The 19,626-nt window shown below is 60.1% G+C and carries 20 protein-coding genes; 15 read left to right on the forward strand and 5 right to left on the reverse strand.

The genetic code is table 11. The features are described from left to right. Positions 1-112 precede the first annotated feature (112 nt). Complete coding sequence (locus tag B5P46_RS10400) at positions 113-1,135, forward strand: porin (protein ID WP_129418582.1); 1,023 nt, start codon at positions 113-115, stop codon at positions 1,133-1,135. A 100-nt stretch (positions 1,136-1,235) separates the two neighbouring features. On the opposite strand, the gene B5P46_RS10405 is transcribed toward B5P46_RS10400, so the two are convergent. Both B5P46_RS10405 and B5P46_RS10410 read right to left on the reverse strand, forming a co-directional pair. Further along, positions 1,236-2,132 carry an alpha/beta fold hydrolase gene (locus B5P46_RS10405; protein ID WP_129418583.1) on the reverse strand — a complete coding sequence of 299 codons (897 nt, stop codon included), beginning with the start codon at positions 2,130-2,132 and terminating at the stop codon, positions 1,236-1,238. Between the two features lie 65 nt (positions 2,133-2,197). Next, positions 2,198-4,273 carry a lytic transglycosylase domain-containing protein gene (locus B5P46_RS10410; RefSeq protein ID WP_129418584.1) on the reverse strand — a complete coding sequence of 692 codons (2,076 nt, stop codon included), beginning with the start codon at positions 4,271-4,273 and terminating at the stop codon, positions 2,198-2,200. Between the two features lie 214 nt (positions 4,274-4,487). Between B5P46_RS10410 and dapA the strand changes: the two genes are divergently transcribed. Together dapA and smpB are read left to right on the forward strand one after the other, a co-directional pair. Further along, the gene (gene dapA / locus B5P46_RS10415; protein WP_129418585.1) at positions 4,488-5,372 is read left to right on the forward strand and encodes a 4-hydroxy-tetrahydrodipicolinate synthase; all 885 of its coding nucleotides are present in this window, start codon (positions 4,488-4,490) and stop codon (positions 5,370-5,372) included. Positions 5,373-5,566: 194 nt separating this feature from the next. Further along, the gene (smpB, locus tag B5P46_RS10420) at positions 5,567-6,046 is read left to right on the forward strand and encodes an SsrA-binding protein SmpB (protein WP_003546925.1); all 480 of its coding nucleotides are present in this window, start codon (positions 5,567-5,569) and stop codon (positions 6,044-6,046) included. Positions 6,047-6,222: 176 nt separating this feature from the next. On the opposite strand, the gene B5P46_RS10425 is transcribed toward smpB, so the two are convergent. Continuing rightward, a complete protein-coding gene (locus B5P46_RS10425) occupies positions 6,223-6,804 on the reverse strand; it encodes an NYN domain-containing protein (RefSeq protein WP_003546927.1) in 582 nt (193 codons plus the stop codon). 296 nt (positions 6,805-7,100) lie between these two features. Between B5P46_RS10425 and rpoZ the strand changes: the two genes are divergently transcribed. The 12 genes from rpoZ (at position 7,101) to B5P46_RS10485 (ending at position 17,614) form a co-directional block, all read left to right on the forward strand. Continuing rightward, a complete protein-coding gene (rpoZ, locus tag B5P46_RS10430; RefSeq protein WP_003558080.1) occupies positions 7,101-7,505 on the forward strand; it encodes a DNA-directed RNA polymerase subunit omega in 405 nt (134 codons plus the stop codon). Between the two features lie 181 nt (positions 7,506-7,686). Continuing rightward, positions 7,687-9,921, forward strand: a complete 2,235-nt coding sequence (locus B5P46_RS10435; protein WP_129418586.1) for a RelA/SpoT family protein — start codon at positions 7,687-7,689, stop codon at positions 9,919-9,921. 194 nt (positions 9,922-10,115) lie between these two features. Further along, positions 10,116-10,265 carry a DUF3563 family protein gene (locus tag B5P46_RS10440; RefSeq protein WP_129418587.1) on the forward strand — a complete coding sequence of 50 codons (150 nt, stop codon included), beginning with the start codon at positions 10,116-10,118 and terminating at the stop codon, positions 10,263-10,265. A 161-nt stretch (positions 10,266-10,426) separates the two neighbouring features. Next, positions 10,427-11,017: a DUF2062 domain-containing protein gene (locus B5P46_RS10445; protein WP_129418588.1), complete on the forward strand. Its 591-nt coding sequence runs from the start codon at positions 10,427-10,429 to the stop codon at positions 11,015-11,017. 38 nt (positions 11,018-11,055) lie between these two features. After that, on the forward strand, positions 11,056-11,460 hold the full coding sequence (gene acpS / locus B5P46_RS10450) for a holo-ACP synthase (protein ID WP_129418589.1): 405 nt from the start codon (positions 11,056-11,058) through the stop codon (positions 11,458-11,460). Positions 11,461-11,618: 158 nt separating this feature from the next. After that, positions 11,619-12,362, forward strand: a complete 744-nt coding sequence (gene lepB, locus B5P46_RS10455) for a signal peptidase I (RefSeq protein ID WP_129418590.1) — start codon at positions 11,619-11,621, stop codon at positions 12,360-12,362. After that, positions 12,359-13,078, forward strand: a complete 720-nt coding sequence (gene rnc / locus B5P46_RS10460; RefSeq protein ID WP_011651202.1) for a ribonuclease III — start codon at positions 12,359-12,361, stop codon at positions 13,076-13,078. Before lepB ends, rnc begins: the two co-directional genes overlap by 4 nt. 7 nt (positions 13,079-13,085) lie before the next feature. Beyond that, positions 13,086-14,027 carry a GTPase Era gene (gene era / locus B5P46_RS10465; protein WP_129418591.1) on the forward strand — a complete coding sequence of 314 codons (942 nt, stop codon included), beginning with the start codon at positions 13,086-13,088 and terminating at the stop codon, positions 14,025-14,027. A gap of 150 nt (positions 14,028-14,177) precedes the next feature. Then, positions 14,178-14,930: a Crp/Fnr family transcriptional regulator gene (locus B5P46_RS10470; protein ID WP_129418592.1), complete on the forward strand. Its 753-nt coding sequence runs from the start codon at positions 14,178-14,180 to the stop codon at positions 14,928-14,930. Positions 14,931-15,139: 209 nt separating this feature from the next. Next, on the forward strand, positions 15,140-15,625 hold the full coding sequence (locus B5P46_RS10475; RefSeq protein WP_129418593.1) for a response regulator: 486 nt from the start codon (positions 15,140-15,142) through the stop codon (positions 15,623-15,625). 121 nt (positions 15,626-15,746) lie between these two features. Next, complete coding sequence (gene recO, locus B5P46_RS10480) at positions 15,747-16,517, forward strand: DNA repair protein RecO (protein ID WP_129418594.1); 771 nt, start codon at positions 15,747-15,749, stop codon at positions 16,515-16,517. Positions 16,518-16,618: 101 nt separating this feature from the next. Further along, positions 16,619-17,614, forward strand: coding sequence for an aldo/keto reductase (locus B5P46_RS10485; protein ID WP_129418595.1), 996 nt, complete (start codon positions 16,619-16,621; stop codon positions 17,612-17,614). Positions 17,615-18,051: 437 nt separating this feature from the next. Here B5P46_RS10485 and B5P46_RS10495 read toward each other — a convergent pair whose 3' ends face one another. Together B5P46_RS10495 and B5P46_RS10500 are read right to left on the reverse strand one after the other, a co-directional pair. Further along, positions 18,052-18,909, reverse strand: a complete 858-nt coding sequence (locus B5P46_RS10495) for an MOSC domain-containing protein (RefSeq protein ID WP_129418597.1) — start codon at positions 18,907-18,909, stop codon at positions 18,052-18,054. Positions 18,910-18,918: 9 nt separating this feature from the next. Then, a complete protein-coding gene (locus tag B5P46_RS10500; protein ID WP_129418598.1) occupies positions 18,919-19,563 on the reverse strand; it encodes an HD domain-containing protein in 645 nt (214 codons plus the stop codon). Between the last annotated feature and the right edge of the window lie 63 nt (positions 19,564-19,626).

Consider the following 19,626-nt stretch of genomic DNA (forward strand, 5'->3'; position numbering starts at 1 on the left):
TCGGAAGCAAGGGCGACTGATCGTCCACTTCTTGAAACACGGGGATGGGGCAGGGAACGCTGCTCAGCGAAAGATCCCAAACCCGATCGAAACTTTGAATTGGAGGTCATTTATGAACATCAAGAGCCTTCTTCTCGGCTCCGCTGCTGCTCTCGCAGTAGTTTCCGGTGCTCAGGCTGCTGACGCTATCGTTGCTGCCGAGCCGGAACCGGTTGAATATGTTCGCGTCTGCGACGCTTACGGCACCGGCTACTTCTACATCCCGGGCACCGAAACCTGCCTCAAGATCGAAGGCTACATCCGTTTCCAGGTTGATATTGGCGATCAGCCGCTCAATCAGTCGGCTTCTAACGACTCCGATTGGGATGCAAGAACTCGCGGCCAGGTTCAGTTCACGGCCAAGAGCGATACCGAGTATGGTCCGCTGACCGGCGTCATCGTCATGCAGTTCAATGCTGACAACTCCTCTGAACAGGAAGCCATCCTCGACTCCGCTTACCTCGACATCGCGGGCTTCCGCGCTGGTCTCTTCTACAGCTGGTGGGACGATGGTCTCTCCGGCGAAACCGACGACATCGGCTCGCCGGTCACGCTGCATAACTCTATCCGTTATCAGTACGAAACCGATGCCTTCTACGCTGGCATCAGCGTCGACGAACTCGAAGACGGCTTCTACAAGACGGACGAAGAGCCGAACAACGTCGGCGTTGCAGTCGGTCTCGGCGGCAAGGCTGGTGCGTTCAGCTACCAGATCACTGCCGGCTACGACGTCGACAACGAAGACGGTGCTATCCGCGCAATGGGTACGGTTGACATCGGTCCCGGTACGCTCGGCCTCGCTGCCGTATACGCTACTGGCCCGAGCTCCTACTACACCAAGGCTGAATGGGTTGTTGCTGCCGAATACGCTATCAAGGCAACCGACAAGCTCAAGATCACTCCTGGTGTTCAGTACTACAGCAACTACTACGTTGCCGGCGACGACTTCAGCGACGGCGATGCCTGGAAGGTCGGTCTGACGGTCGATTACCAGATCGTCGACAACTTCTACGCCAAGGCTTCGGTTCAGTACCTCGATCCGGAAGATGAGGACGATCAGACGGCTGGCTACTTCCGCCTGCAGCGTTCGTTCTAATCTGATCTGACTTCGGTCAATCAGGAAAGCCCGGCTCTCGAGCCGGGCTTTTTGTATTTGGACGAATGGCCGATTGTGCCAGCTGACCAATTTCGTGAGGTTATCGGCAGGTGTCGAGAAAAGTTCGAATTGTCGTAGGGATATCGCCGAGATGCAGGAGCGGGGCGTGTCCTTGTCCTTCGGCAGCATGAAGGATCAGCCGCGGATGCCGCCGTGCCATTTCGCCGGCGGTTTCCTGTGAAAGCAGCGTCGTATTTTCACCGCGGATCAGCATGAGCGGCAACCGGCTCAGGCTTTCGAATTGCCCCCAGAGATCAGGCAGCGGCTGGCTGAAATCGATCAATTTAAGCGCTTCGGCGATCGCCGGGTCGAAATCGGCGGCGGGCCTTCCGCCGATATCACGATAAAGGGCAAGCGCCATTTCGCGCCAGTCTTCCTCTCCGAGCGCGCTAAACGACGCGCCATGATTTTCCTTCAATATATCGGCCGCCTCGTTCCAGTTCGCCGGCTTCCTACCGCTGTTGAGGTAATCGCGGATCAGCATTAGCCCCTCAGCCTCGAGCACAGGCCCGATATCGTTGAGGATGACGGCTTCGAGCAGATCCGGCCGCGTCGCCGCGATCAGATGCAGGATCAGCCCGCCCCGCGATGTGCCGATGAAGATCGCCCGCTCGATGCCGAACGTCGCGCAGGCGGTAAGGACGTCGCCGGCCTCGATGGCGAGATTGTAGTTCGCCTTGTTGTCATCCCATGCCGAGTTTCCCCGTCCGCGCGAATCGAGCGCAATCACCCTGCGCGGCACTGGCGTGTCCCCGGAGAGAAGCAGCGCAAGCGGATGAAAATCCCGCGTATTGCGGGTCAGGCCGGGTAGGCAGATCACCGGCAGCCATCCGTCGGTTGCCGGCTCGCCGGGTCGGTAGTCGCGGGCATAAAGCCTCAACCCATCAAAAGAAGTATAAAATCGTTCCTGGAAACCGCCTGCATCCGTATCCGGCATCGCATCCCTCAAGACCTGTTTGATCCCGAAGATGTAGCTTGCTTTTCAAGCCGCGCCAAATGGCTTCAGGAGGCGCTGCGTCCGCCGATCAGGTCGCGCTCGATATCGGTGGGCTGGCCCAGACGGGCTTTATAAACTTCGTAGTTCTCCATCACCCGCTGCACATAGTTGCGCGTTTCGGGGAAGGGGATGCGCTCGATCCAGTCGACGATCTCGTCGATCGGCCTGCCGCGCGGATCGCCGTAGCGGCCGATCCATTCCGGCACCCGCTTCGGCCCGGCATTATAGGCAATGAAGGTGAGGATATAGGAACCGCCAAAGGCGTCGATCTGCTCGCCGAGATAATGCGCGCCGAGTGTCGCGTTATAGCCGGCATCGGCTGTCAGCTTGTCCTTGGAAAAGGCGATGTTGTGGCGCTTGGCCACCGCCTGGGCTGTTCCCGGCAGAAGCTGTAGCAGGCCGCGCGCGTTCGCCGCCGAAACGGCGGCCGGGTTGAAGGCGCTTTCCTGCCGGGCGATGGCATAGGCAAGCGCCTTGCCGGAGCCTGTTATATTGGCGTTCGCCGGGATTACGCCGACCGGAAAGGCAAGCGCTGCGACATCGATGCCGCGCCCATAGGCGATCTTGCCGATCTGCAGCGAGAGATGATGATCGCCGGATTGCTCGGCCCGCGCCGCAAGGACAGCCAATTCACCGGGGCTTTGCAGTTGATCGGCAAGCGCAAGATAGAGAATGGCGGCCCGCCATCCATGGCCGGCGGCCTCCAGCCGGGCGATCGCCTGCACGGCTTCGCGTGCCTGGAGGCGTTGCCGGTCGGCCGTGCTCGGTGCGGGATAGGTGACATCAAGCGTCTTTCGCCCCAGCCTTTCGGCCGCAAGCTGTCCATAGAAGGTGCCGGGAAAATTCGCGGCCTTCGCATAGAATTCGCTGGATTTGCCGGGGCCTCCGGCCTCCGCTGCTCGTCCCAGCCAATACCAGGCGCGTGAAACCGAGATCGGCCCGTTTGATGTCTGGAGGATCTTGCGGAAGTGTCTTTCCGCCGTTGTCGAGTCCTGCAGGCCGCGAAGCGCGTACCATCCGGCATGGAATTCAGCCTCGACGATATCCGTCGGGCTTGTTGCGGCGTAGTTTGCGACGATTCGATAGGCAGGCTTGAATTGTCCCTGGTCGACGAGACCACGGCTGATGATGCGCTGCTCGTTCCACCATTCGCCGGAATTGACGAGTTCGCTACGCTCGGGCGGCATCTGCTCCAGAAGCGCTGCCGCCTCGGCATATTTGTCCTGCTTGCGCAGATATTCGATCCGCGCAAACAGCAGGCCGGCATCGCCGCGCCATTTCGCATCGACGGCGTTGAGCAGCGCGCCGGCATTGCCAGCTTTGGCGTCGACGGCAGCCCAGGCCGTGTAGAGCGACTGCGCCTGGCCCATGTCTCCGAAGCGCTTGGCCTGCGCCACCCGGCCGCGATACATCAGATAGTCCATCCGCGCCTTATGGTCGGCAGGCGTCAACAGCGCGGAAAACTCGATGAGGATCTTGTCCTCGGTCGCCTTGTCGAGAGCCTCTCCGCGCCAGACCTTGCGGATATATTTTGCCGCCTGCGCCTGCTTGCCTGACGCAACCAGCGCCCGGCCGAGGATGACGGCGCCCTGCATCGTCTCGGGCGCAGTATCGCCGAAGGCGGCGAGCACGGCGGAAGGGGCGGGATTTTCGTCATAGATCGCGCGTTCGGAATAGGCGCGCAGCCGCGAAAGACCCGGCCAGCTCTTGAGCTCTTGCGCGGCGCTGGCGATTTCATAAGAAGGAACACCCTTCAATCCGGAAACGGCGATCGCCCAGGTGAGGATATGGCGGTCGAGCGTCCCGTCGCGCATGCTGTCACGGATCGAAAGCGCCAGCTGCGGGTCCTTGTCGGAAAGCGCGTCGAGGCCGGCTTTCAGGTCGCCGTTGACGGGCGCGATGGCCGGATTGCGCGGAATGGCGCCTGTTGTGATCGATTCCGGTATGGCTGTTTCGGGAATGAAGCCGAGCGGCTTGACGGCAGGCATGGGGGTGCTTTCGCCGGGAAGCGGCGACGCAACACTGCTCCACGCGGCGGCAATGAAGCCGAAGGCGGACAGAATCAGGACAGCTTTCTTCATCCGGGATCTCGCAACGAAAACACGCCCTGCCATTTGGCTAGAGGCATCTTAACGAAACCTTACCGTACCAGGTAAAATTCATTCACATCTGCTATCGGAATTTGCCCTAAACCGAACTCTGCGCGCTTGTCGCGATGATTTCGGCGCTCTATGGTGCGCAACTCATATTCATGGAATGCGGCCGAAGCAAGGATTTGGTCGTGAGGAGCTTTGCATGTTCAATGGGTCCATTCCCGCCCTCGTCACCCCCTTCACGGATGCCGGACTGATCGACGAAGACAGCTTCGCCGCTCATGTCGACTGGCAGATCAAGGAAGGCAGCGGTGGTCTCGTTCCGGTCGGCACGACCGGTGAATCCCCGACGCTGTCGCATGCTGAGCACAAACGGGTGGTGGAACTCTGCATCGAAGTTGCCGCGAAACGCGTTCCCGTCATGGCCGGCGCCGGCTCGAACAATACGCGTGAGGCGATCGAGCTTGCCCAGCATGCCGAAAAGGTCGGTGCGAACGCCGTGCTGGTCGTCACGCCCTATTACAACAAGCCGACGCAGAAGGGCTTGATCGCGCATTTTTCGGCGATCGCCGAGGCCGTCGATCTGCCGATCTATATCTATAACATCCCCGGCCGCTCGGTGGTCGACATGACACCGGAAACGATGGGTGCGCTCGCCAAGGCGCATAGGAATATCGTCGGCGTCAAGGATGCGACGGGCAAGATCGAGCGCGTCTCCGAACAGCGCATCAGCTGCGGCGCAGATTTCAGGCAGTTATCCGGCGAGGATGCGACGGCGCTCGGCTTCAACGCCCATGGCGGCGTCGGCTGTATTTCGGTAACGGCCAATGTCGCCCCGCGCCTTTGCGCCGACTTCCAGGCGGCTACGCTGGCCGGCGACTATGCCCGCGCGCTGGAATTTCAGGATCGGCTGATGCCGCTGCACAAGGCGATCTTCCTTGAGCCGGGTCTTTGCGGCGCCAAATACGGGCTCTCCAAACTTGGCCGGATGAGCCGCAACGTTCGCTCGCCGCTGCTTTCGACGCTGGAGCCGGCAACGGAATCGGCGATCGACGCCGCGATGCGACATGCAGGCCTGCTGAACTGACGAGACCGGCCTTCTTCACAAGACGGGGTCTCTCCCTTACATAAAGGGCAAGGAATGAGGGCGCGGCTTTTCGCGCCCTAGGTCCGGATGATTTTAGGCCGGGTCGGCCTAAAATCTGAATCCGGAACTAAATCAAAGAAATAGAGCATGATGTCGCCTTCGGCATCATGCTCTGAAGAAATTGGAATATCGTCATGGCCCCCAAAGGCAGCCAGCGCGTGGTGAACAAGGTCGTGGCCGAAAACCGCAAGGCCCGCTTCAACTACGAGATCATCGATACTTACGAGGCCGGCATCGTGCTGATGGGCACGGAGGTCAAGTCGCTGCGCGAAGGCAAGGCCAATATCGCCGAATCTTACGCCTCGGATGAGGGCGGCGAGATCTGGCTGATCAATTCCTACCTGCCGGAATATCTGCAGGCCAACCGCTTCAATCACGAACCGCGCCGGCGCCGCAAGCTGCTGCTGTCGGGCCGTGAAATCCATCGCCTGCGCTCTGCCATCAACCGCGAAGGCATGACGCTGATCCCGCTGAAGATCTATTTCAACGATCGCGGTCGGGCAAAGATGGAACTGGCGCTCGCCAAAGGTAAGAAATTGCACGACAAACGCGAATCCGAGAAGGAGCGCGATTGGAACCGGCAGAAGAGCCGCCTGCTGAAGGCTCATGGTTGACCACGCTGGGGCTGATCACACTGCAATCGGCCGCTTTCGCGTATCATCCACGCAAAGGCATGGCCGCGTGAGGAGCTGGCCGCAGCCATTCAAGGTGTTACAACGTCCTTTGCATGTCTGAAAAGACGCATGGAGCTGTAAGCCTCGTGGCCGCTCCGTTCGGGATGATGGAGAGATCAGTCCTCGAAATCGCTGGCCGGGGCGACTTCGGCTGGGCGTGGCGCCCGCTCGGAGGGGTCGCGACCGATTTCAGCCTTCAGAGACAATAGGTCGATGAAATGATCGGCCTGCCGGCGCAGGTCGTCGGCGATCATCGGCGGCTGGGTCGCCATGGTCGAGATCACCGAGACCTTGCGGCCTCTACGCTGCAACGCCTCGACCAGGTTCGTGAAATCGCCGTCGCCTGAGAAGATGACGAGATGATCGACCGTTTCGGACTGTTCCATGGCGTCGATGGCAAGCTCGATGTCCATGTTGCCTTTGATCTTTCGGCGGCCCATGGAATCTGTGAATTCCTTGGCGGGCTTGGTGACGACTTTGTAGCCATTGTAGTCGAGCCAGTCGATCAGCGGCCGGATCGATGAGTATTCCTGATCTTCGATCAGAGCGGTATAATAATACGCGCGCAGCAGATATCCGCGTTTCTGGAATGCTTTCAACAGCTTGCGGTAATCAATGTCAAAGCCGAGGCTCTTGGATGCAGCGTAGAGGTTGGCGCCGTCAATGAAGAGTGCAATTTTTTCGCGTGGGTCAAACATCGCTTACCAATCCAATGAGAGCAATCGAAATCCGCATGGGGCAAACTTCAATAAAAACAATAGCTTGTGTTTCGATTTCGATCTGATCCTTACTTTATGAATTATTCATATATGAAAGATTTAGGGCACGATTCGACATATTCCAAGCAACCTTCGGTGGAATTATGACATTCTCCATGGAAATCTAGCTCAGCCGCGGATAAAGACGAGGGAGCCGGAATGAAAAACTTGTATTTGCCCGGTTTTAATTGTATCGGGCGTGTTAATCCCGAAATGACGACCGTAAAGGACAGGCAATGGCCCGTGTCACAGTTGAAGATTGCATCGACAAGGTGGAGAACCGCTTCGAGCTGGTTCTGCTCGCCAGCCACCGCGCCCGGCTGATTTCCCAGGGTGCCTCGATCACCATCGATCGCGACAATGACAAGAATCCTGTCGTGGCGCTCCGCGAAATTGCCGATGAGACGCTTTCGCCCGATGACCTCAAGGAAGATCTGATCCATTCGCTGCAGAAGCATGTCGAAGTCGACGAGCCCGAGCCCGATCCGGCAAGCATGATCGCCGCCGGCGGTGTCGCCGCAGCCGATAGCGAAGAGCAGGACGACGTGCCGGAGACGATCACTTTCGACCAGATGTCGGAAGAAGAGCTGCTTGCCGGCATCGAAGGCCTCGTGCCGCCGGAAAAGAGCGACGACTACTAAGCGCGCTGGCCGGATCCCTGTCGCATCGGTCAGATGCGATCCGGAAAAAGCTGCATGCGATGCAAAAGAGCGACGATTACCAATCGTCAATCTTGCACCTTTATTGCTTAGGCATATTATTGCCCATGTGTGCGCCAATCGTTGATTGGCGCGCTTTTATTTTTATCGGAGTGGCTTTGGAATGATGCGGCAGTACGAGCTCGTGGAGCGGGTTCAGCAATACAAGCCCGATGCCAATGAAGCACTGCTGAACAAAGCCTATGTTTACGCCATGCAGAAGCATGGCCAACAAAAGCGCGCGAGCGGCGATCCCTATATTTCCCATCCGCTCGAGGTCGCCGCCATTCTCACCGACATGCACCTCGATGAATCGACGATCGCGGTCGCCCTTCTGCACGATACGATCGAGGATACGACGGCGACACGCGCCGAGATCGACGAACTCTTCGGCGAGGATATCGGCCGCCTGGTCGAGGGTTTGACCAAGATCAAGAAGCTCGATCTCGTCACCAAGAAGGCCAAGCAGGCGGAAAACCTGCGCAAGCTGCTGCTGGCTATTTCCGACGATGTGCGCGTGCTGCTCGTCAAGCTTGCCGATCGCCTGCACAATATGCGCACCCTCGATCACATGTCGGCCGACAAGCGTGCCCGCATTTCCGAGGAGACGATGGAAATCTATGCGCCGCTCGCCGGCCGCATGGGCATGCAGGACATGCGCGAGGAACTCGAGGAACTCTCCTTCCGCCATATGAACCCGGAAGCCTACGAGACCGTCACCAAAAGGCTGGAAGAGCTTTCGAAGCGCAACGAAGGCATCGTCAAGAAGATTGAGGCCGAACTGCGCGACCTTTTGGTCGCAAGCGGCCTGACGAGCGCCTATGTCAAGGGCCGGCAGAAGAAGCCCTATTCGGTCTTCCGCAAGATGCAGTCGAAGTCGCTTTCCTTCGAGCAGCTTTCCGATGTCTACGGCTTCCGCCTGATCGTCGAGGACATCCCCTCCTGTTACCGGGCGCTCGGCATCGTCCACACACGCTGGCGCGTCGTGCCGGGCCGCTTCAAGGACTATATCTCGACGCCGAAGCAGAACGATTACCGTTCGCTGCACACCACCATCGTCGGCCCCTCCAGCCAGCGCATCGAACTGCAGATCCGCACCAAGCGCATGCACGAAATCGCCGAATTCGGCATCGCCGCCCATACGCTCTATAAGGACGGCGCTACCAATGCCGATGGCGACATCCTTTCTCGCGAATCCAATGCCTATTCCTGGCTGCGTCATACGATCGAGGCGCTCGCCGAGGGCGACAGCCCGGAAGAATTCCTCGAACACACCAAGCTCGAGCTCTTCCAGGACCAGGTCTTCTGCTTCACGCCGAAGGGCAAGCTGATCGCCCTGCCGCGCGGCGCCACCCCGATCGATTTCGCCTATGCGGTGCACACCAATATCGGCGACACCACAGTAGGCGCCAAGATCAACGGCCGCATCATGCCGCTGGTGACGCGGCTTGCAAATGGCGACGAGGTCGAGATCATCCGCTCCGGCGTGCAGGTTCCGCCCGCCGCCTGGGAGGAGATCGTCGTGACCGGCAAGGCGCGCGCCGCCATTCGCCGCGCCACCCGCATGGCGATCCGCAAGCAATATGCCGGTCTCGGCCACCGCATTCTCGAGCGCACCTTCAACAGGGCCGGCAAGATCTTCTCGCGCGAAGCGATGAAGCCGGCGCTGCACCGTCTCGGTCAGAAGGATGTCGAGGATGCGATCGCCGCCGTCGGCCGCGGCGAGATGTCCTCGCTCGACGTGCTGCGCGCCGTCTATCCCGATCATCAGGATGAGCGCGTCACCGTGAAGCCCTCCGGCGATGACGGCTGGTTTAACGTCCGCAGTGCCGCCGGCATGATCTTCAAGATCCCGGGCAAGACCAAGGCAGGGCACGAGGGCGGCCATTCGGAAATCGACACCGAGGCCGATATCGGGCCGATCCGCGGCCTGTCCGGCAATGTCGACGTCAAGTTCGCGCCGACCGGCGCTGTGCCCGGCGATCGTATCGTCGGCATAATGGACCAGGGCAACGGCATCACCATCTATCCGATCCAGTCGCCGAGCCTGCAGCGTTTCGACGATCAGCCCGACCGTTGGATCGACGTGCGCTGGGATCTCGACGAAGCCAACAAGTCGCGTTTCATGGCGCGTATCATGGTGAATGGGTTGAATGAACCCGGCACGCTCGCCAAGGTCGCCCAGACGGTCGCAGGCCTCGACGTCAATATCCGCTTGCTGAACACGGTGCGGGTCGCGGCCGATTTCACCGAAATGATGCTCGAGGTCGAGGTCTGGGACCTGCGTCAGCTCAACCAGCTGCTCGCCCAGATGAAGGAGCTGGATTGCATTGCCACGGTCCGGCGCCTCTACGAGTAAGCTTTTGTTAAGCCCTTCAGGGATTTGAGCGAAAGATTGCACATTTTATGATCGTTTTAAGATCAAAACGGCGCATCAAAAAGGCGAGAGATGCGTTGAGCGCATGCCTGTATCCATGTTGCGGCGGTGGTAATTAACCTTTGCAAGGCCTATCTTCTGGTCATCGAAACATAAACAGAAGATGAGACAAGATAATGTTTGACCCTATCAAGAAATTCGCTCGCGCCTTTCGCGCTCCGACCACCCAGGAACGTGAAATGGCATATTTGAATGGCTCGTTCGATCGTATCGACCTCGAGTTTCGTCAGCGCCAGGTCGATCGCGGTCTGTTCCGCAATCGCTGATACTGGACTTTATACTTGAGGTAATTGAGGGACGTTATGCATAACGGACGCCCCTCGGCATGAAGACGCTCCTAGTCGCAGAGACAACTGAGGGGCTGTTTTTCGGGCGGTATCATTTGCCGCTCTTGTCATGGTGGTGTGCGCTGCACTAAATACCGGCCATGTTGTTTCGCCGTCGCAAACCTGCGGGATTCAAGGAAAAGATGCGGGAGCTTTTATGGCCTCGCAAAGGTTTCCTTCGCCCGATCCGTTACCTGACAATGCGCGTCCTGCGCCTGAGCGCTTCGCCGCATGCGGTTGCCGCCGGCGTCGCTGCGGGTGTCTTCGTCTCGTGGACGCCTTTCATCGGCGTGCATTTCGTCATGGCTTTCGTCATCACCTATTTCCTTTCCGGCAGCATGGTGGCCGCCGCCCTCGGCTGCGCCGCCTTCGGCAATCCCCTGACCTACCCCTTCATCTGGGGCATCACCTGGGAAATCGGGCATCTGCTGTTGAGCCGCGAGGACCATCTGGCCGGTCAAACGGTGGATCTCGCCGCCCTTTTCCATAAGTTGAACTTCACCGAATTATGGAAGCCGGTGCTGGAGCCGATGCTGGTCGGCGCTATCCCGCCGGCGATCGTCACCTCAGTTGCGCTCTATGCGCTGACGTTCTACACCGTCAGGAGTTTTCAGACGCGCCGCCATATACGGCTGATGGAGCGGGCGCGCCTGCGTCTTGCCGTTCCAGCCGGCGACATGCCGAGCATATGAACCCGATCAAGAATTCTTAAGCCACGGAAGGGTCCGGCATGATCATCGGCATTGGCAGCGATCTGATCGACATTCGCCGTGTCGAGAAATCTATCGAGCGCTTCGGCGAGCGCTTCACCCATCGCTGCTTCACCGAGATCGAGCGCGCGCGTTCCGATAAGCGGGCAAACCGTGCCGCATCCTATGCCAAGCGTTTCGCCGCCAAGGAGGCCTGTTCCAAGGCGCTCGGCACCGGCATAGCGCAGGGCGTCTTCTGGAAGGACATGGGCGTCGTCAACCTGCCGAGCGGCAAGCCGACCATGCTTTTATCGGGCGCCGCCGCCCTGATCCTCGAATCGTTGCTGCCCGCGGGGCACAGGCCCGCCATTCATTTGACAATAACGGATGATTATCCCTTGGCGCAGGCCTTCGTCATTATCGAGGCGTTGCCCGAGAGCCTCTGATCGCGACCTCGGGAGCTGTTGATCGTGACCTCGGGAGCTGTTGATCGCGACCTCTCGTCGCTTTTGATGTTGTCGCCATTGCCGCAACCGGCCGAAGCCGCTAGAGAGAACGACAGAAAGAATTGCGCCGCCGCGGCGTCTTGAAGGAATAAGACTGCGTGTCCGAAAAAGTCGAAGCCAAGCCGAACGCCCTCTGGGAAAATATCAAAGTTATCATCCAGGCGCTGATTTTGGCGATGGTGATCCGAACGGTGCTGTTCCAGCCCTTTACCATTCCGTCCGGTTCGATGATGCCGACGCTGCTTGTCGGCGACTACATCTTCGTCAACAAGTTCGCCTACGGCTATTCGAAATATTCGCTGCCCTTCTCGCCCGATATATTCAGCGGCCGCCTGTTCGGCGCCGATCCGAAGCGCGGCGACATCGTCGTCTTCCGTTTCCCGCCGAACCCCGAGATCGACTACATCAAGCGCTGCATCGGCCTGCAGGGCGACCATATCCAGGTGACCGACGGCGTGCTCTACGTCAACGGCAAGCCGGTTCCGAAGGTGGCGGACGGTGCGTTCACGTCGGATTACAAGCTTGACCCGGGCGAGGACGTGCCGGTGTTCCGCGAAACGCTCGACGACGGCAAGTCCTACGACACGCTTGATCAGTCTCCGGTGTCGCGTGGCGACAACACCCGCGAATTCATCGTGCCGGAAGGCCATTATTTCATGATGGGCGACAACCGCGACAACTCGCTCGACAGCCGCTTTGACGTCGGCTTCGTGCCTGCCGAAAATCTTGTCGGCCGTGCCAGCGTCATCTTCTTCTCGCTCGGCAACGACACCTCCTTCCGCGAAATCTGGAAGTGGCCGACGAACATGCGTTGGGACCGCCTCTTCAAGGTTGTTGAATGAGTAAGGCGCAGACGCTTTCTGCGGCGGACCGCGCAAAGCTTGAAGGCCTGATCGGTCATGACTTCGCTGAAAAGGAACGCCTGGATCGCGCGCTGACCCATGCCAGCGCCCGCACCGAAAAGGGCGGCAATTACGAACGGCTGGAATTCCTCGGCGACAGGGTCCTCGGGCTCTGCATCGCCGAGCTTCTGTTCCGCACCTTCGGCACGGCAGGAGAAGGCGAGCTCTCGGTTCGCCTCAACCAGCTCGTCAGCGCCGAAACCTGTGCTGCGGTTGCCGACGAACTCAATCTTCACCTCTATATCCGCACCGGCGCCGATGTGAAGAAACTGACCGGCAAGCGCATGATGAATGTGCGCGCCGATGTCGTCGAAAGCCTGATCGCCGCGATCTATCTCGACGGCGGCCTGGAAGTTGCCCGCCGCTTCATTCTGCGTTACTGGCAGGGCAGGGCGGTGCGGGCCGATGGCGCCAAGCGCGACGCCAAGACCGAGCTGCAGGAATGGTCGCACGCGAAATTCGGCGTCACGCCGATCTACCGGGTTGATGAACGCAGCGGACCGGATCATGATCCGCGCTTCAAGGTGACGGTGGAAGTTGCTGGCATTAAGCCCGAAACCGGCGTAGAGCGGTCAAAGCGTGCCGCCGAACAGGTGGCGGCAACGAAGATGCTCGAGCGCGAAGGCATTTGGCAGCAATCGCCTGCCGGAAACTGACGGGACAATGACACAAGAAGAAGATATCGCGGCCGCAGCTGCCGCAGAAACCAATGGTCCGACGCATTCGGGCTTTGTCGCGCTGATCGGGCCGACCAATGCCGGCAAGTCGACGCTGGTCAACCGCCTCGTCGGCGCCAAGGTCTCGATCGTCAGCCATAAGGTGCAGACGACGCGGGCCATCGTCCGCGGCATCGCGATCCACGACAATGCCCAGATCGTCTTCATGGATACGCCTGGTATCTTCAAGCCGCGACGCCGGCTTGATCGCGCCATGGTGACCTCGGCCTGGGGTGGTGCGAGGGATGCCGATCTGATCGTGCTGCTGATCGACAGCGAGCGCGGCCTGCGCGGCGATGCCGAAGCCATCCTCGAAGGCCTCAAGGAAGTCCGGCAGCCGAAGATCCTGCTGCTCAACAAGATCGACCGCGTCAACCGCGAGGATCTGCTGGCGCTGGCCGCTGCCGCCAACGAGAAGATCGCTTTCGAGCGCACCTTCATGATCTCCGCCGAAAATGGCTCCGGCTGCGACGACCTCATGGACTATCTGGCGAAAACGCTCCCGGAGGGGCCGTGGTACTATCCCGAAGACCAGATCTCCGATCTGCCGATGCGCCAGCTCGCTGCCGAGATCACCCGCGAGAAGCTGTTTCTGCGCCTGCACCAGGAGCTTCCCTACGCCTCGCATGTCGAGACGGAGAAGTGGGAAGAGCGCAAGGACGGCTCGGTGCGGATCGAGCAGGTGATCTATCTCGAGCGCGACAGCCAGAAGAAGATCGCGCTCGGCAAGGGCGGTGAAACCATCAAGGCGATCTCGACTGCTTCCCGCAAGGAATTGTCGGAGATCCTCGAACAGCCGGTCCATCTCTTCCTGTTCGTCAAGGTTCGCGAGAATTGGGGTGATGATCCTGAGCGGTTCCGCGAAATGGGTCTCGATTTCCCGAAATAAGCATGGCAAGGATTTCGTCGGGATTGCGCCAGCCATTTGTTTCTGCACCAAAAATTCGCCTCGCTCATGGAACAAATCCGTGCCTTGGGCATTCCTTGATGAACGGCGCGTCAATGTTGGCGCGCCGATTTTGCGACGGCAAGGGCAAGTATGGCGACGTCGAGACCCATCAATTCTTTTAAGACCCCTTGCGAGCAATGTCCTTTGCGGCCCCTGCCGCATTTCAGGGAGTTCAGCCGTGACGAGTTGGAATTCGTCTCGAGCTTCAAGAGGGGTGAGCTTGCCGTCGATGCCGGCTCCACCATCCTCGTCGAGGGCGCACATAGCGCTCATCTCTTCACGGTGCTCGCCGGCTGGGGCTTCCGCTACAAGATGCTGGAGGACGGACGCCGCCAGATTCTGAATTATATCATGCCGGGCGACCTGGTCGGCCTGCAGGGAACGATTGCCGGTGAGATGCAGCATTCCGTCGAAGCGCTTTCGCCCGTGTCCCTTTGTGTCTTCGAGCGTGACAGGCTGATGACGCTCTACAACAAGCACGCCTCGCTCGCCTTCGACATCACCTGGATCGCCGCGCGGGAGGAGCGCATCCTGGATGAGCATCTCTTGAGCATAGGCCGCCGCACGGCGCTGGAACGAGCAGCTTATCTGATCGCTTTCCTGTTTGAGCGCGGTCGGAAGCTCAATATCTTCAACGGCCGCAAATTCATCCCCATCACCCAGCAGCATATTGCCGATACGCTCGGTCTTTCCATCGTTCACACAAACAAGACATTGAAAAAGCTCAGCGAACGTGGGTTCATCCGTTGGCAGGAGCGCGGCTGCGAGGTGCTGAATGGCGAGGAATTGATGGCGATATCAGGCTGGGAAGGGCTCGGAGAGGGCAAACGCCCGTTCATCTAAAGCGCGTCGCGATCTTTCAGATTCACTCCTCGCATTTTAGGTCTTTGTTTTACGCATGTCGTCAGCACAAAACCACTGCACAGTTTTGCGCGACATGCTTCAGCCAAGCAGCTTCGTTATGTCTTTTTTAAATGCAGATTAGCAGCAAGGAAAATAAGGTCGGCCGTCATCTTTCCTCCGATTTTGATTCTTATCGACCGGGCAGAAAAATGGTTTATTCAGAAAAGGTGGCGGAATTCACCGATAGCGTGCCATGCGGGGCACCGGAGGGCAATGATGTTGGCGAAACGGCCGGGGCGCTGCGACAGGCGCCCGACGAGGGGCATCGAATCATGAGCGCAATCCGTGTTCTGGTTCTTGAAGACAGTCTGATCATCGCGATGGAGGCGGAGGATATTCTCCGCCTGGCAGGTGTCGAGAGTATCGATATCGTCGGCAGCGTCGAACAGGCGAGGGCTGCCATTGCTGCGGAGACATATAATTTCGCCCTTCTCGACGTCAATCTCGGCGAGGGCATGAGCTTCGGATTTGCCCGCCATCTTCTCGATATCGGCATCCCCTTCGGCTTCGTCAGCGGCTATTCCGATACCGGCGATTTCCCGCCCGATCTGCAGAACATACCGCTTCTGGTGAAGCCTTTCGACGAAACGGCGATGCGGGAGTTCCTGCAGAGGCTTTTCCCGGCTGTCGCCTGACGCGGTCCATGGCAGAAGCCAGACCTTGCATTGCAGCGCGTCTTTTCAGACGCGCAAAGGACGCTGTAACGCGTTGAATTATGCAGTAGGATGGATTCGTCAGCCGTAAGGACTTCTTTCGATGCAGTGGCAGGACCATGCGATCATCCTGGGCGTCAAGCGCCACGGCGAGACGAGCGTCATCGCTGAGGTAATGACGCGTGATCGCGGCCGCCATCTCGGCCTGGTGCGCTCCGGCCGCTCGCGCGCCATGCAGCCGGTGCTGCAAGCGGGCAATGCAGTGGAAGTCATCTGGCGTGCCCGGCTTGACGAGCATCTGGGCGAATTCCGCGTCGAGCCGGTGACGTTGCGCGCTGCCCGACTGATGGAAACGGCGACCGCCGTCTACGGTGTCCAGGCGATGGGCGCGCTGCTGCGGCTGCTGCCGGAGCGTGACCCGCATCCGCACCTCTTCGATGCGCTGGAGGTCATCCTCGATCACCTGCACAACCCGGCCGATGCCGGTGAACTCTTTGTGCGCTTCGAGCTTGCGGTGCTGAATGACCTCGGCTTCGGCCTCGATCTTGCCGAATGCGCCGCGACCGGCGCCCGTTCCGATCTCGTCTATGTCTCGCCGAAATCCGGCCGCGCCGTCAGCCGCACTGCTGGTGCCCCCTGGGCGGACAAGATGCTGCTCCTGCCGCCGTTCCTCAGCATCGAGGGCAATCACGCGGCCGATTTCGATAGTCTCGCAGCCGCATTCCGTCTGACAGGGTTCTTTCTGCATCGTCATGTCTACGAGCCGCGCGGCATCGAGGCGGCAGCTGCCCGCGATGGTTTCGTTCAGGCGGCGCTCAAGGCGCTTAATCCAGCCTTGCGGACGCTTTCCGGCCCGAATGGTATTTCCGCCTGATCTCGTTTTTTACGGGTGCAAAACATCCTCCGGATTTGGCGGTTTACCTGCCGATGAGCGCTTCCTATGTCTTCACAGGATTGCCAATCAAGGAGGACCTCATGCTGACCAAGACCGCATCACCGACGACGATCACACTCTGGAACGGCCGCGAAATTCCGCGCCTCGGCATGGGATGCTGGGCGATCGGCGGTCCCTTCTTTGCCGGCGACACGCCGCTCGGCTGGGGCGATGTCGACGACGATGAATCCGTGCAGGCGATCAACCGCGCCATCGAACTCGGCATCCGCTTCTTCGACACGGCCTCGAATTACGGCGCCGGCCACTCGGAGGAGGTGCTCGGCCGGGCGATCGGCAATCGCGACGATATCGTCATCGCCACCAAGTTCGGCTTCGCCACCGATTCGGAAACCAAGCAGGCAACCGGCGCCTTCGCCGATGAGGCCTTCATCCGCCGTTCGGTCGAGACCTCGCTGCGCCGTCTCAAGCGCGATCGCCTCGATCTCCTGCAGTTCCACCTCAATGATTTTCCGCTGGAACAGTCGGATGCCGTCTTCGATACGCTGGAAGCGCTGCGCGCCGAAGGCAAGATCGATGCGTTCGGCTGGAGCACCGATTTTCCCGATCGTGCCGCCCGTCATACCAGCCGCCAGGGCTACGTCTCGATCCAGCATACGATGAACGTTTTCGAACCGGTGCCGGAGATGATCTCGGTGATCGAGGGGAGGGGCCTGATCTCCATCAATCGCGGTCCGCTGGCGATGGGGCTGCTGACCGGCAAATTCACCGCCGACAAGGCGGTGGGCGCCAAGGATGTCCGTGGGGCCGCCCTTGACTGGATGGTCTATTTCAAGGACGGGCGCATGGCCCCGGAATTCGCCGCACGGCTCGATGCCGTCCGCGATCTCCTGATATCAGGCGGCCGCACGCTGACGCAGGGCGCGCTTGCCTGGCTCTGGGCACGCTCGCCGCGCACCCTTCCCATTCCGGGCTGCCGCACCGTTGCCCAGGTGGAGGAAAATGCCGGCGCGCTGGAGAAGGGACCACTGCCGGCCGATGTCATGGCAGCTATCGATGCTGCACTCTCGCGCGCGTAGGTCACGGCACAGTCCTCAACGCCCTCACCAAGTCAGTTCAGCCCGAACTGGCATCTCCTTGGACTCGCCGTGCCGCTAGCGCCAAAGCGGGAAGGTCGCGGGTTTGCTCCCTCTTCTCCCCAGCGGGGAGAAGGTGGCCCGAAGGGTCGGATGAGGGGGCCGCACGGCACGCCCTTAATTGCCCTTCGCTTGCGCTCAGTGCATTCGCTCCTATCGTCGCTCACCCCCTCATCCGCCTGCCGGCACCTTCTCCCCGTTGGGGAGAAGAGATTCGTGGCAACGCCTTTCCGTCTCTCCTTACTCAGAGCAAGATGTGTCGAACGACGTTGCTCGTTGCTCTCTCATCCTGTCCTAGGGTCAGGACTGAGGACAGGTGAGGAGGATATTGCGGCGTGTGCGGGAGAAAGCCTCGTTCAAGCCGCTTTCCGCAATTCGACCTACCCCCGTGCGCGCACCTTCATCGCCCAGCCCTCCGGTCGCGCCTCGATGATCTTCACCTCGTCACCGATCTTGATCCTGCCGCTGCCGCGCGGCGTGACGTTCCAGCCGAAGAGCGGGCCGGGCACGCGCCGGTCGGCCGACATGCGGATGCGGCCCATGGCCGGCATAGGGTTTGGTCCCTCGCGGGACCCGGTCAACTGGTCCTGCGTCGTCATGATGCAGCGGGAGCAGGGTTTGACGAGATCGAAGCGGATGCCGGCGATCTCGATCGCCGCCCAGCGGTCCTCCGCCCAGGCTTCGTCGGTATCGATGACGATGTTCGGACGGAAGCGTTCCATGCCGACGCTGCCCTCGCCATGGGCGGCGAGATCGGCATTCAACGCTTTCAGCGAGCCGGTCGTCGTCACCAGGATCTGGTAGCCGTCGGTAAAGGTCACGGGCGTGGCTTCGCCGGCCCATTCGGCATTCGCCGTCCGCCGTGCCTGCCCGTCGAAGAAGACTAGGCGCACCTCGCGGCCAAGCCATTCGGAAAGCTGCCGGTTGCTCTGCGGATCGGCGACGGCGGCGCTGACGGCAGATTTCCACACGGTCACATCCATGCGGGTTTCAGGCTGAGGCGGCAATACCGATATGTCCGTTTTCCCCTGCATCAGCAGCCGAAAGGCACTCGCTTCCGGTCGTACCTCGATGCGTGCGAGGTCGGGCAGCTCACGCTGGGTGATGAAGCGCCCTTGCGCATCGGTGATCATCGCCCGCCGGTCGCCGGGAAGCCCATAGGCGTCGATGTCGGCGGCCGGCAGCGCAATGCCGCGAGCGCTCTTGAGCGGGTAGATGAAGAGGTCGCTGACACGCATGCCGTTCTCCTAGATTTCGTCCATGAATTCCGAGAGAAAATCGCGCAAGCTTTTGTCACGCGCGGCCGCCAGCCTGCGGCCGGTCTCGGTCTGGAATCCTTCCGCCAGTTTGAACAGCTTCGTCTGGAAATGGTCAATGGCATAACGCTTGTCATCGAGCGGGCGGTCTGCCGCCGCCGGATCGAACGGATCGTAGAGCCCGGATCCCAATCGCCCGGCGATATAGAAGCAGCGGGCGACGCCGATCATGCCGATCGCGTCCAGCCGGTCGGCATCCTGCAGGATCTTCGCCTCCAGCGTCTGCGGTACCACCCCGGCCGAGAAACTATGCGCGGTGATTGCGTGGGCCGTGGCTTCGATATCCGCGCCGCTCCAGCCGAGTTCTGCCAGGATCGCCGATGCTTTCTCCGCCGCCAAAGCCGATGCTTTTACCCGCAACGGCGAATTCTTCTCGACAGCGACGCAGTCGTGCAGCAGCACGGAAGCGGCAAGCACCCGCCCGTCGCCACCTTCTCCCGCGTGGATGCGCATGGCATTCCTGAAGACGCGCAGGATATGGGCAAGGTCGTGTGAGCCGTCGTCGCCATCGGCCGCATGCGCAATCAGCACCGCCGCAAGCGTTTCGTGTGGGAAGAAGGCTTCAGCCTCGAACATTGCGCCACCTGTTATGAGGAAGATCTTTTCCGTCGATAGAGCATCGGGGCGGAGCGGGCGGGT

The sequence above is a fragment of the Rhizobium leguminosarum genome (assembly GCF_004123835.1).
GTDB classification, from domain to species: Bacteria; Pseudomonadota; Alphaproteobacteria; order Rhizobiales; family Rhizobiaceae; genus Rhizobium; species Rhizobium leguminosarum_M.

Bases quoted from the DNA above. Each gene is read 5' to 3' on its own strand.
- B5P46_RS10400 (WP_129418582.1), top strand. From the start codon at position 113: ATGAACATCAAGAGCCTTCTTCTCGGCTCCGCTGCTGCTCTCGCAGTA.
- B5P46_RS10405 (WP_129418583.1), bottom strand. From the start codon at position 2,132: ATGCCGGATACGGATGCAGGCGGTTTCCAGGAACGATTTTATACTTCT.
- B5P46_RS10410 (WP_129418584.1), bottom strand. From the start codon at position 4,273: ATGAAGAAAGCTGTCCTGATTCTGTCCGCCTTCGGCTTCATTGCCGCC.
- dapA (WP_129418585.1), top strand. From the start codon at position 4,488: ATGTTCAATGGGTCCATTCCCGCCCTCGTCACCCCCTTCACGGATGCC.
- smpB (WP_003546925.1), top strand. From the start codon at position 5,567: ATGGCCCCCAAAGGCAGCCAGCGCGTGGTGAACAAGGTCGTGGCCGAA.
- B5P46_RS10425 (WP_003546927.1), bottom strand. From the start codon at position 6,804: ATGTTTGACCCACGCGAAAAAATTGCACTCTTCATTGACGGCGCCAAC.
- rpoZ (WP_003558080.1), top strand. From the start codon at position 7,101: ATGGCCCGTGTCACAGTTGAAGATTGCATCGACAAGGTGGAGAACCGC.
- B5P46_RS10435 (WP_129418586.1), top strand. From the start codon at position 7,687: ATGATGCGGCAGTACGAGCTCGTGGAGCGGGTTCAGCAATACAAGCCC.
- B5P46_RS10440 (WP_129418587.1), top strand. From the start codon at position 10,116: ATGTTTGACCCTATCAAGAAATTCGCTCGCGCCTTTCGCGCTCCGACC.
- B5P46_RS10445 (WP_129418588.1), top strand. From the start codon at position 10,427: ATGTTGTTTCGCCGTCGCAAACCTGCGGGATTCAAGGAAAAGATGCGG.
- acpS (WP_129418589.1), top strand. From the start codon at position 11,056: ATGATCATCGGCATTGGCAGCGATCTGATCGACATTCGCCGTGTCGAG.
- rnc (WP_011651202.1), top strand. From the start codon at position 12,359: ATGAGTAAGGCGCAGACGCTTTCTGCGGCGGACCGCGCAAAGCTTGAA.
- era (WP_129418591.1), top strand. From the start codon at position 13,086: ATGACACAAGAAGAAGATATCGCGGCCGCAGCTGCCGCAGAAACCAAT.
- B5P46_RS10470 (WP_129418592.1), top strand. From the start codon at position 14,178: ATGGCGACGTCGAGACCCATCAATTCTTTTAAGACCCCTTGCGAGCAA.
- B5P46_RS10475 (WP_129418593.1), top strand. From the start codon at position 15,140: ATGGTTTATTCAGAAAAGGTGGCGGAATTCACCGATAGCGTGCCATGC.
- recO (WP_129418594.1), top strand. From the start codon at position 15,747: ATGCAGTGGCAGGACCATGCGATCATCCTGGGCGTCAAGCGCCACGGC.
- B5P46_RS10485 (WP_129418595.1), top strand. From the start codon at position 16,619: ATGCTGACCAAGACCGCATCACCGACGACGATCACACTCTGGAACGGC.
- B5P46_RS10495 (WP_129418597.1), bottom strand. From the start codon at position 18,909: ATGCGTGTCAGCGACCTCTTCATCTACCCGCTCAAGAGCGCTCGCGGC.
- B5P46_RS10500 (WP_129418598.1), bottom strand. From the start codon at position 19,563: ATGTTCGAGGCTGAAGCCTTCTTCCCACACGAAACGCTTGCGGCGGTG.